At 67.7% G+C, this 11,842-nt stretch carries 10 protein-coding genes; all 10 read right to left on the bottom strand.

Annotation, left to right across the window (positions count from 1 at the left end; all coding sequences use genetic code 11):
* Positions 1 to 192: 192 nt before the first annotated feature.
* The gene (locus OIE51_RS18385) at positions 193 to 1,266 is read right to left on the bottom strand and encodes an ABC transporter ATP-binding protein (RefSeq protein ID WP_442811959.1); all 1,074 of its coding nucleotides are present in this window, start codon (positions 1,264 to 1,266) and stop codon (positions 193 to 195) included.
* Positions 1,229 to 2,209, bottom strand: coding sequence for an ABC transporter ATP-binding protein (locus OIE51_RS18380; RefSeq protein WP_326598820.1), 981 nt, complete (start codon positions 2,207 to 2,209; stop codon positions 1,229 to 1,231). Before OIE51_RS18380 ends, OIE51_RS18385 begins: the two co-directional genes overlap by 38 nt.
* A gap of 35 nt (positions 2,210 to 2,244) precedes the next feature.
* Positions 2,245 to 3,195 carry an ABC transporter permease gene (locus tag OIE51_RS18375; RefSeq protein ID WP_326598818.1) on the bottom strand — a complete coding sequence of 317 codons (951 nt, stop codon included), beginning with the start codon at positions 3,193 to 3,195 and terminating at the stop codon, positions 2,245 to 2,247.
* A complete protein-coding gene (locus tag OIE51_RS18370; RefSeq protein WP_326598817.1) occupies positions 3,188 to 4,111 on the bottom strand; it encodes an ABC transporter permease in 924 nt (307 codons plus the stop codon). Before OIE51_RS18370 ends, OIE51_RS18375 begins: the two co-directional genes overlap by 8 nt.
* Positions 4,112 to 4,116: 5 nt before the next feature.
* Positions 4,117 to 5,760, bottom strand: coding sequence for a peptide ABC transporter substrate-binding protein (locus OIE51_RS18365; RefSeq protein WP_326598816.1), 1,644 nt, complete (start codon positions 5,758 to 5,760; stop codon positions 4,117 to 4,119).
* A 186-nt stretch (positions 5,761 to 5,946) separates the two neighbouring features.
* Positions 5,947 to 6,981 (bottom strand): ABC transporter ATP-binding protein, encoded by a 1,035-nt coding sequence (locus tag OIE51_RS18360; RefSeq protein WP_326598815.1) that lies wholly within the window; start codon positions 6,979 to 6,981, stop codon positions 5,947 to 5,949.
* A complete protein-coding gene (locus OIE51_RS18355) occupies positions 6,974 to 7,996 on the bottom strand; it encodes an ABC transporter ATP-binding protein (protein WP_326600680.1) in 1,023 nt (340 codons plus the stop codon). Before OIE51_RS18355 ends, OIE51_RS18360 begins: the two co-directional genes overlap by 8 nt.
* Before the next feature lie 28 nt (positions 7,997 to 8,024).
* Positions 8,025 to 8,984, bottom strand: coding sequence for an ABC transporter permease (locus OIE51_RS18350; RefSeq protein WP_326598814.1), 960 nt, complete (start codon positions 8,982 to 8,984; stop codon positions 8,025 to 8,027).
* A complete protein-coding gene (locus OIE51_RS18345) occupies positions 8,977 to 9,906 on the bottom strand; it encodes an ABC transporter permease (RefSeq protein WP_326598813.1) in 930 nt (309 codons plus the stop codon). The genes OIE51_RS18350 and OIE51_RS18345 overlap by 8 nt, the downstream gene beginning before the upstream one ends.
* A 98-nt stretch (positions 9,907 to 10,004) precedes the next feature.
* Complete coding sequence (locus OIE51_RS18340) at positions 10,005 to 11,642, bottom strand: peptide ABC transporter substrate-binding protein (protein WP_326598812.1); 1,638 nt, start codon at positions 11,640 to 11,642, stop codon at positions 10,005 to 10,007.
* Between the last annotated feature and the right edge of the window lie 200 nt (positions 11,643 to 11,842).

The following is an 11,842-nucleotide window of genomic DNA, read 5'->3' as shown; positions in this document are numbered from 1 at the left end:
CGCGAACGTGCTTGACGCGATCTCAGGGCATCACGAAATGTGCCGACAAGGTGCGACCGCGCCTGTTAACAAGGCAGCAACACCCAAGACCCTATACCGATATGCGAACGTCCCAGACTGAGGCGGTACGGCCGTGCGGGTGCCGTAGACCGGGGCGGCGCGGCCATTGGGTCCGCGTCGCCCCGGTGCACCTCACATGTGCGCCACACGCCGTTTCTCCTCCGCGAAGTGGCAGGCGGAGGGATGTGCGACAGGCCCGGTCGCCCGCGCGAACTCGACGGGCACCGCCAGGGGCGGCTCCACGTCCGCGCAGAGCTGCTGAGCTTTCCAGCAGCGCGTCCTGAAACGGCAGCCGGAGGGCGGATTGGCTGGAGAAGGCACATCTCCGGCGAGAATGATGCGCTCCCGGCGGTGACTCAGCGCCGGATCCGGCACGGGAACGGCCGACAGCAGTGCCTGCGTGTACGGATGCGTGGGGTGCTCATAGATCGCGAGATCCGTCCCGATTTCCACGATCTTCCCTAGATACATCACCCCGACCCGGTCGGAAATGTGCCGCACAATCGACAGATCATGGGCGATGAACATATAGGACAGGTCAAACTCGTCCTGCAATCGCTCCATCAGGTTGATCACCTGGGCCTGCACCGAGACGTCGAGCGCCGAGACCGGCTCGTCGGCCACGATGATCTCCGGGTTGAGCGCGAGGCCCCGGGCGATGCCGATGCGCTGCCGCTGTCCGCCGGAGAACTGGTGCGGATAGCGGTTCACATATTCGGGATTCAGCCCCACCACATCGAGCAGCTCCCGCACCTTGCGGCGCCGGTCGCCCTTCGGCGCCACCTCGGGATGGATCTCGAACGGCTCCCCCACGATGTCCCCGACCGTCATCCTCGGATTCAGCGAGGTATAGGGGTCCTGGAACACCATCTGGATATTGCGCCGCACCGCCTTCAAAGCCCGCCCGGAAAGCTTTGAGATGTCCTCGCCCTTGTAGCGGATGTGACCGGCCGTCGGCCTTTCCAGATTCATCAACAGCTTCGCCACGGTGGACTTGCCGCACCCCGACTCCCCCACGATCCCGAGCGTCTCGCCGGGGTGCAGGTCGAACGACACCCCGTCGACCGCCTGGACCGCCCCGATCTGCCGCCGGAACACGACACCCTGGGTCAGCGGGAAGTGCTTGACCAGGTCGCGCACCTCCAGGATCGCCTCCCGGCGCGGGCGGTCACTCACCGATCGTCTCCTTCCAGAAGTGACAGGCACTCGACCGGCCGGGACCGACCTCCTCGTACAGCGGCGGCCGCGGATCGTGCCGGCACACGTCCCGCGCCCGCGGGCAGCGGGGGTGGAAGGGGCAGCCGGCCGGGATGTGCAGCAGGTTGGGGGGAAGCCCCTTGATCGCGAGCAGTTCCTTCCCCTTGTGGTCCAGGCGCGGGATGGATTCCAGCAGGCCCTTGGTGTACGGGTGGGCCGGCCGCTTGTACAGCTCGTGCACGGGGGCGTTCTCCACGATCCGGCCCGCGTACATCACCGCGATCCTGTCGGCCACGTCCGCCACCACGCCCAGGTCGTGCGTGATGAGGATGAGCCCCATCCGGTACTCGCGCTGGAGCTCCGCCAGCAGGTCCATCACCTGGGCCTGCACCGTGACGTCCAGCGCCGTCGTCGGCTCGTCCGCGATGATCAGCTCGGGTTCGAGGGCGAGCGCCATCGCGATCATGATGCGCTGGCGCATGCCGCCGGAGAACTGATGCGGATAGTCGTTCACCCGCTCCCTCGCCGCCGGGATGCGGACCCGGTCCATCAGCTCGATCGCCTTCGCCCTGGCGTCCTTGCGCGACATCCCCCGGTGCACCCGGAACATCTCACCCAGCTGATACCCCACCGACAGCACCGGGTTCAGCGCGGACAGCGCGTCCTGGAAGATCATCGCCATCTTCTCGCCACGGATCCGCCGCCGTTCCTCCCGCCCGAGCGTCAGCAGGTCACGGCCTTGGAAGCGGATCTCGCCACCGGCGACGCGGCCGGGCGGCGAGTCCAGGATGCCCATCACGGCCTGCGCGGTCACCGACTTCCCCGAGCCGGACTCGCCCAGCACCGCCAGCGTCTCACCCGCGTCCACCGAGTAGCTGACGCCGTTGACCGCGCCCACGACCCCGTCCCGGGTGCGGAACTCCACGCGCAGATCGCGCACGTCGAGGAGCATCACGTTCCTTTCGTCGGTTCGCCGATCTTCCGCGGTCAACGGAGCTTGGGATCGAGCGCGTCCCGGACCGCGTCGCCGAGCATGATGAAGGCCAGCACGGTGACGCTGAGCGCGGCGGCCGGATAGAGCAGGATGTGCGGCGCGTTGCGGAACTGCATGCCGTCCGAGGCCGCCGAGATGTCCACGCCCCAGGAGACCGTGGGGGGGCGCAGGCCGACGCCGAGGTAGCTGAGGGTGGCCTCCAGGGCGATGAACGTGCCCAGCATGATCGTCGCCATCACGATGACCGGCGCGACCGCGTTGGGGGTGATGTGCCGCAGCAGCATCCGGGTGTTGCTCGCTCCGAGCGCGCGGGCGGCGTGCACGTAGTCGTTCCGCGCGGCGGTGATGACCGAGCCCCGGGCGATGCGGGCGATCTGCGGCCAGCCGAGCGCGGCGATGACCAGGACCACGGGCCAGATCCCGGACAGCGTGATCATGCTCAGGAAGACGATGGCGCCCAGCACCATCGGGATGCCGAAGAAGACATCGGTCAGGCGGGAGAGCAGCGTGTCCCAGAAGGCGCCGAGGAACCCGGCCAGGCCGCCGACCACCGCGCCGAGCAGCGCCACCCCCAGGGTGGCGCAGACGCCGACCGCGATGGAGGCGCGGGCACCGTGCACCGTGCGGGTGTAGACGTCGCAGCCCTGGGTGTCGAAGCCGAACCAGTGCCCGGACGTGGGGCCCTGGAGCGAGCGGCCGAGCTGGCAGCGCTGCGGGTCCTCACTCGCGATGAGCCCCGGCCAGAGCGAGATCAGGATGAGGAAGACGATCAGCAGTGCCGAGACGATGAAGACCGGGTCGCGCCGCAGATCGTGCCAGGCGTCGCCCCACAGGCTGCGGGCCGCTCCGGGCTCCGGCGTCGCGGTGCCGGCGGACACGGCCCGGGCGGCGGCGTCCTCCTGCGCCCCGAAAGGCCGCGCGGACGGCTGCTCCTGGTCAGGCATAGCGGATCCGCGGATCGAGCACGGCGTACAGCACGTCGACGAGCAGGTTGGCGAGCAGGAAGATCAGCACCAGGACGACCACGAAGCCGACGACGGTGGGCGAGTTCTGCCGCAGGATGCCCTGGTAGAGCTGGTAGCCGACGCCCTGGATGTTGAAGATCCGCTCGGTGACGATGGCGCCGGCCATCAGCGTGCCGACATCGGCGCCGAGGTAGGTGACCACGGGGATCAGGGAGTTGCGCAGCAGGTGGCGGACGGTCACCCGGCGGCGCGGCAGGCCCTTGGCGACGGCGGTGCGGATGTAGTCGGCCCGGGTGTTCTCGGCGACGGAGGTCCTGGTCAGGCGGGTGACATAGGCGAGCGAGACGAGGGAGAGGATGAGCCCGGGGACGATCAGCTCGTCGAACCGCGCCTCGGGGCTGACGGCCGGGTCGATCCAGCCGAACTCGACGCCGAGGAAGTACTGCGCCGTGGTGCCGAGCACGAAGGTGGGGACCGCGATGACGGCGAGGGTGAGGACCAGCACCGAGGTGTCCAGCGAACGACCGCGCCGCAGGCCGGTGATGACCCCGAGCGCGATCCCGATGAGCATCTCGAAGACGAGCGCGATCACCATCAGCCGGAAGCTGATCGGGAACGCCCGGTCCATCAGCGCGGTCACCGGCTCCCCGTTGAAGGCGGTACCGAAGTCGCCGGTGAAGATCTTGCCCATGTAGAGCAGGTACTGCTGCCAGACGGGCTTGTCGAGGTTGAACTCCTCGCGCAGCGCCTTGGCGGTGGCCGGGTCGGGGCCCCGGTCGCCGAAGAGCGCGGAGACCGGATCGCCGAGCGCGTACACCATGACGAAGATCAGGAAGGTGGCGCCGATGAAGACCGGGATCATCTGGAGCAGGCGCCGGACGACATAGCGTCCCATGGCGGTCAGTCCACCTTGATGTCGGTGAAGACGGGCACGGAGAAGGGGTTGAGCTTGACGTCGCTGAGGCGCTCGGAGTGGCCGGCGGTGCCGTTCTGGTACCAGAGGGGGATGGCGGGCAGGTCCTCGGTCAGAACCTCCTCGGCCTGCTGGAACTTCTCGATCGCCTCGTCCTCCTCGCTCGCCGCGTTGGCCTCGTCGATGAGGCGGTCGAACTCCTCGCTGCTGTAACCGGCGTCGTTGGAGGAGGCGTCGGTGTAGTACAGCGGCTGGAGGAAGTTCTGGATGAGCGGGTAGTCCATCTGCCAGCCGGTGCGGAACATGCCGGTCATCTCGTGGCCGGTGACGCGGTTGCGGAAGTCCGCGAAAGTGGGCACCGGGTTGACGGTGCAGGCGCCGGTGTCGTTCAGCGCGTTGTTGACGCTGTTGCAGACCGCGTCCATCCACTGGCGGTGCGAGCCGGTGTCCACGTTGGAGGTGATGGTGACCTTGCCGCCCGGCAGGCCGCCCGCCTCCTCGATCAGCTCGCGCGCGCCCTCCGGGTCGTACGAGCAGACGTCGCCGCACAGCCCGTCCCGGTAGCCGCCGGCCTCGCCGAGCACCGGCGAGGTGAAGTCGGTGGCGGGGGTGCGGGTGTCGTGGAAGATCTGGGCGGTGATCTCCTCGCGGTTGATCGCCATCGACAGGCCCCGGCGGAGCTTGGCGCCGTCCTCGCCCTTCCAGTCCTTGTCGTAGAGCGGAAAGGCGAGGGTCTGGATGATGCCGGCCGGCTGGTTGATATAGCGGTCCCCGAGGTCGCTCTCGGCGTTGGCGAGCTGGGAGGCGGGCACGTCGTCGATCAGGTCGAGATTGCCGGCCTGGAGGTCGGTGTAGGCGGTGTTGTTGTCGGTGTAGACCCGCAGTTCCACGCCGTCGTTGCGGGCCTTGTCGTCCCCGGCGTACTCCTCGTAGCGCACCAGCCGCATGCTCTGGCTCCGCCGGTACGAGTCGATCTTGTACGGGCCGTTGCCGATCGGCTTGTCCAGCCATGCCTCGTGGTCGTCGAAGAAGGCGCGCGGCAGCGGCGCGTACGCGGCGTACCCCAGGGTTTCCGGCCAGAGCGAGAACGGCTCGGTGAGCCGGACCGTGAAGGTGTGGTCGTCGACGACCTCCAGGCCGCTGAGCGTGTCCGCGGTGACCTCGGCGTTCTCGTCGGCCGGGTGGACCTCGTCGTAGCCCTCGATGAACTGGAAGAAATAGCTGGCGATCTGCGCGTTGTCGAGGTGGGCGCCGTAGTTCCAGGCGTCCACATACGACTTCGCGGTGACCGGGGTGCCGTCGCTGAACGTCCAGCCGTCCTCGATCGTGACGGTGAACGTCCGCTGGTCGTCGGTCTCGATCGACTCGGCCATGGCGTCCTCGGCCTCGCCGGTCTCGGGGTTGTAGCGCTTGAGGCCGCGGAAGATCATGTCGAGGACCTTGCCGCCCTGCACCTCGTTGGTGTTCGCGGGTTCCAGCGGGTGCTGCGGGTCGCCCCAAGACGCGCGGACGAACGAGCCACCCCCGCCACCCCCGGAGCCGTCCCCGCCACCGCAGGCGGTGGCCGTCAGGGCGGCGGCCACGACGCCGGCGACGGCGCTGATCAGGCGGGTCCGGATGCTTCCGCGCATGCAGGGCCTCCTTGGGCTACGGAAAGTCACTTTCCTGAACCCCATAAGACCGCTTATGTCACCTCATGACCGGCAAGCCTCCGTCTCACCCCACGGAGTGTTGCTCGAAACCCCCCGAATGCCGGACGCGCCGCGGCACCGGAGCCTGGCAGGGCTCCGGTGCCGCGAGGGGGCGGGACGGCCGGACTACACGTGAACGATGTCCTTGTCCTCCGCGAAGTGACAGGCCGACTCGTGCTTCGCGCCGGTGTCGCTCTTCCGGTACCGCTCGGGCACGGCCAGCAGCGGCACCTCCTGCGCGCACTTGTCCTGCGCCTTCCAGCAGCGCGTGCGGAAGCGGCAGCCGGAGGGCGGATTGGCCGGGGACGGGACGTCTCCCGTCAGGATGATCCGCTCCTTGGCCTCCCGGGCCGCCGGGTCAGGCTGCGGCACGGCCGAGAGCAGCGCCTGGGTGTACGGGTGGGTGGGGTGGTCGTAGATCTGCGCGTCCGTCCCCACCTCGGCCAGCTTGCCCAGGTACATCACGGCCACCCGGTCCGAGATGTGCCGCACGATGGACAGGTCGTGCGCGATGAACAGATAGGCGAGGTCGAACTCGTTCTGCAGCCGCTCCATCAGGTTGATCACCTGGGCCTGCACCGAGACGTCGAGAGCGGAGACCGGCTCATCGCAGATGATGATCTCCGGGTTGAGCGCCAGGCCCCGGGCGATCCCGATGCGCTGCCGCTGTCCGCCGGAGAACTGGTGCGGATACCGGTTGATGTACTCGGGGTTGAGCCCGACCACGTCCAGCAGCTCCCGCACCTTGCGGCTCCGGTCGCCCTTGGGCGCCACATCCGGGTGGATGTCGAACGGCTCCCCGATGATGTCGCCCACCGTCATGCGGGGGTTGAGCGAGGTGTACGGGTCCTGGAACACCATCTGGATGTTCCGCCGCACCGCCTTCAAAGCCCGCCCGGACAGCTTGGAGATGTCCTCGCCCTTGTAGTGGATCTCCCCGGCCGTGGGCTGCTCCAGATTCATCAGCAGCTTCGCCACGGTGGACTTGCCGCAGCCCGACTCACCGACGATGCCCAGGGTCTCGCCCTGGTGCAGGTCGAAGGAGACGTCGTCCACGGCCTTGACCGCGCCGACCTGCCGCTTGAACAGAATGCCCTGGGTCAGCGGGAAGTACTTGACGAGGTTGCGTACCTGGAGGATCGGCTCGCCCCGGTCAGCCATGGATCGTCTCCTTCCAGAAGTGGCAGGCGCTGGACCGGCCGCCGATCGGCGTGCCGTCCTGCTCGGCGACATCCGCCAGCGGCGGCACCTCGGCGCGGCAGAGGTCGCGCGCCATCGCGCAGCGGGGGTTGAACGCGCAGCCGCCGGGGATCGCCGTGAGGCTGGGCGGCAGGCCCTTGATGGCGTACAGCTCCTTGCCCTTGTGGTCCAGGCGCGGGATGGATTCCAGCAGGCCCTTGGTGTACGGGTGGGCCGGCCGCTTGTACAGCTCGTGCACGGGGGCGTTCTCCACGATCCGGCCCGCGTACATCACCGCGATCTTGTCAGCCACGTCCGCCACCACGCCCAGGTCGTGCGTGATCAGGATCAGGCCCATGGTGAAGTCGCGCTGGAGCTCCGCCAGCAGGTCCATCACCTGGGCCTGCACCGTGACGTCCAGCGCCGTCGTCGGCTCGTCCGCGATGATCACGTCCGGCTCCAGAGCCAGGGCCATCGCGATCATGATGCGCTGGCGCATGCCGCCGGAGAACTGATGCGGATAGTCGTTCACCCGCTCCCTCGCCGCCGGGATGCGGACCCGGTCCATCAGCTCGATCGCCTTCGCCCTGGCGTCCTTGCGCGACATCCCCCGGTGCACCCGGAACATCTCACCCAGCTGATACCCCACCGACAGCACCGGGTTCAGCGCGGACAGCGCGTCCTGGAAGATCATCGCGATCTTGTTCCCGCGGATCCCCCGGCGCTGCTCCTCGGACATCTTCAGCATGTCCTCACCGCGGAAGAGGATCTCACCGCCGGTGATGCGGCCGGGCGGGGTGTCGAGGATGCCCATGATGGTCTGGGCGGTCACCGACTTGCCGGACCCGGACTCGCCGAGCACCGCCAGCGTCTCGCCCGCGTCCACCGTGTAGCTGACGCCGTTGACGGCCTTGGCGGCGCCCTCCCTGGTGCGGAACTCCACGTGAAGGTCCCGCACTTCGAGCAGCGGAACGCCGGGGACGTCCGCCTTGGTCATTTCGATCGACACGATCGTCACGCCTCCCTCAGCGCAGCTTGGGGTCGAGGGCGTCACGCACGGCGTCACCCAGCATCAGGAAGGACAGGATGGTGATGCTCAGCAGGATCGACGGGTAGAGCAGGATGTGCTCCGCGACCCGGATGCGGTCCTGCGCGCGGTTGATGTCGCCGCCCCAGGAGATGGCGGGCTCGGTCAGGCCGATGCCCAGGAACGACAGCACCGCCTCGGCCGTGATGTATCCGCCGAGGGCCACCATCGCGACCACGATCACCGGCGCCAGCGCGTTCGGCAGGATGTGCCGCAGCATGATGCGCCAGGTGCCGGCGCCCAGCGAGCGGGCGGCGGCCACGTAGTCGGCCTGCTTGATGGCGATCACCGAGCCGCGCATCACGCGGGCGATGGTGGTCCAGCCCAGGAAGGCCAGGGCCAGGATCACCGTCCACTCGGTCCTCGTGTCGAACGAGACGAGGATGACCATGGTGCCCAGCAGGAACGGGATGCCCAGGAAGATGTCGACGATCCGGGAGAGCACCGCGTCGATCCAGCCGCCGAAGTACCCGGCGAGCATGCCGACCAGGCTGCCCAGCACCATCACGATCCCGGTCACCGCGACACCGATGATGATCGAGGCGCGGGTGCCGTAGATCATCCGGGCCCAGATGCTCTGGCCCTGCTGGTTGTAGCCCAGCCACTCCGGCGCGAAGAAGTGCGTGAGCTGCGGCTCCTTCAGGTAGTTCGCCGTCAGGTCGGCCTCGCGGGGACTGACCGAGGTGAACCAGCCGGGGAACGCGGCCATCACGAACAGCACCAGGATGATGCCCGCCGAGATCAGGAAGGTCGGCCTGCGGCGCAGCTCGTGCCAGGCGTCCGACCAGAGACTGCGCGGCTTGCCGGGAGCCGGTCCGGCCTCCACCACCGCGGCGGTCGCCGGTCCCGCCGCCGTCGGTATGGCTTCCTTCTTCAGCGTCTCAGGAGCCTCAGACATAGCGAATCCTCGGGTCCAGGACCGCGTAGAGCAGGTCGACGAGCAGGGCGACAACGAGATACACGACGATGAAGAAGCTGACGATGCCCACGACGGTCGCGCCCTCGCGGGACTTGAGCGCCTCGAAGACAGCTCGGCCGAGCCCGTGGATGTTGAAGATGCCCTCGGTGACGACGGCGCCGGTCATCAGATTGCCGATGTCCACGCCGAGGAATGTCACCACGGGGATCAGGGAGTTGCGCAGCAGGTGGACGCCGACCGCGCGGCTCTTGGTGAGCCCCTTGGCCCGGGCCGTGCGCATGTAGTCGGCGCGCCGGTTCTCCACGATGGAGGTGCGGGTCAGGCGGGCGACGTAGGCCAGGGACAGTGACGCCAGCGCCAGGGCGGGCAGAAGCAGCTCGCCCCAGTCCTCGGAGTCCTTGACCGTGGGGCTGATCCAGCCCCACTTGACGCCGAAGTAGGTCTGGTAGAGGTAGCCGATGACGAAGACCGGCACGGAGATGAGGAGCAGGGTGAAGAAGAGGATGCCCGTGTCGATCTTCCCGCCGGCCCGCAGACCGGCGATCAGGCCCATGCCGATACCCAGCACAGCGGTGATGACGAAGGCGAGCAGGGTCAGCCGGACGGTCGCGGGCAGCGCCTCGGAGATCACGTCGATGACCTCGCGTCTGCTGGCGATCTGGGTACCGAAGTCGCCCTGGAACAAGCCGGTCAGGTAGTTCCAGTACTGCTGCAGGATCGGGTCGTCGAGGCCGAGATCCGCCCGCATGGCGTTCATCTGAGCCTCGTCCGGGGCGCGTTCGCCCCACAGTGCCCGGACCGGGTCACCGGGCAGGGCGTACATCATCATGAAGATGATGAACGTTGACCCGACGAACACCGGGATCATCTGGAGCAGTCGCCGCACGACGTAACGCCCCATCATTCCTCCATGTCATTCGGCGGGGCCGACGGGCCGCTCCGGTTCGCGGAACGGACCCGTCGGCCCCCTTGCGCTGCTGGTACCTACCCGGCCAGGTCCTACTCGTTGACCGTTACCTCGGTCAGCACCGGCTGGCCGGCGCTGTTGAAGGCGACGTTGCTGACGTTCTCGCCCCAACCGCCGTTGACGTTGTTGAACCACAGCGGGATGGCCGGCATCTCTTCCCAGAGAACCTGCTCCGCGTCGGCGTACGCCTGGGCGGTGTCCTCCAGCGTGGCCGCCGCGTCGCCCTCGGAGAAGAGCTCGTCGACCTCAGCGTTGTCGAAGCGACCGTAGTTGCTCTGCGCCTCGGAGTGGTACAGCTCCTTGAGGAAGTTCACGTTCAGCGGGTAGTCGGCGAACCAACCACCGCGGTACATGCTCTGCACCTCGTTGGCTTCGCGGGCCTCCAGGTCGGTGTCGAAGTCGACCTTGGCGTCACCGACGCACTCGACGTCCAGCGTCTCGATGATGCTGTTGCAGACGGCCTCGACCCACTCCTGGTGACCGCCATCGCTGTTGTACTGGATGGTGATCTCGTCACCCGGGATACCGCCGCCCGCTTCGACGAGCCGGCGGGCCTCCTCCGGGTTGAAGTCGGTGATGCCGTTCGAGGCGCCTTCCTGGTACCCGAAGACACCCGGGGGCACGAAGCTGTCGGCCGGCGTGCGTGAACCGTCCAGCACCGTCTGGGTGATGGTCTCCCGGTCGATCGCCATGGAGACGCCCTGGAGGACCTGGGGGTCGGTGTCCTCCCACTCGTACCACACGGGGACGATGGTCTGGATGCCGTTGTAGGGCTGGGCGACCGAGTGGTCCTCGCCGAGGTCCTGACGGTAGAGCGGCAGGTCACGGGGGGCGACCTGGCGGATGATGTCCAGGTTTCCCGACTGGAGATCGGTGTAGGCGGCCTCCAGCGAGTCGTACGACGCGATGTGGATGCCGCCGTTCTTGGCGGGCTCACCGGCGTAGTCCTCGTAGCGGGCCAGCTCGATGGACTCGCCGTGGTTCCACGCGGTGAACTCGTACGGGCCCTGGCCGACCGGGTGTTCGCCGAACGCCTCGGGGTCGTCGTAGAAGCTCTCGGGCAGCGGGGTGAAGGCGTCGTAGCCGAGCTTGTAGTCGTAGTACGACACGGGCGTCGTCAGCTCGATCGTGAAGGAGAGGTCGTCCACGACCTGGAGACCGGACATCGCGTCGGCGGTGGGCGCGGCGCCCTCCTCGGCCGGGTGCACGTCCTCGTAACCGACGATGTCGGCGAACCAGAAGCTGTTGTTCTGGTTGTTGTCGATGTTGGCGGCCCAGTTCCACGCGTCCACGTAGCTCTGCGCGGTGACCGGCGTTCCGTCGTGGAAGGTCCAGCCCTCCTTCAGCGTGACGGTCCAGGTGCCGTTGTCCTCGCTGGGCTCGACCGACTCGGCCGCGACCATGTAGATCTGGCCCTGGTCGTCGAAGTCGAGCAGCTTGGAGAACACGTTCTGGACGACCAGCGCGCCGAACTGCTCGTTGGTGTTGGTGGGAACGAGCGGGTTCTGGGGCTCGCCGCCGTCGATCCGGACGATGCCGTCGGGGTTCCCCGCGGACGTGTTGTCGCCGCCGTCGCCACCCTCGCCGTCATCACTGCCACCACAGGCGGTCGCGGCCAGAGCCACGACTATCGCAGTAGCGACCCACTTGGCGCTGCGCGCACCACGCATGGGGTTGCCTCCTTGGGAGTCCACTTTCGATGCACAGGAAACCCGGGAGCGCGAAGACATCTACCCGCGTCAACACGCGTCCGGTTTGCAATGCCCACAACTATTGGGCATGAATCTTCGGTGAACCACCGATCTTCGATTTCATTTTGATGAAGATGAGGAGAGAGGATCGCGCAAAACCGGACAAAGACCTAGTAACA

This window comes from Streptomyces sp. NBC_01803, from assembly GCF_035917415.1.
Lineage (GTDB): Bacteria > Actinomycetota > Actinomycetes > Streptomycetales > Streptomycetaceae > Streptomyces.
This window is presented reverse-complemented; position numbering and strand designations above follow the sequence as displayed.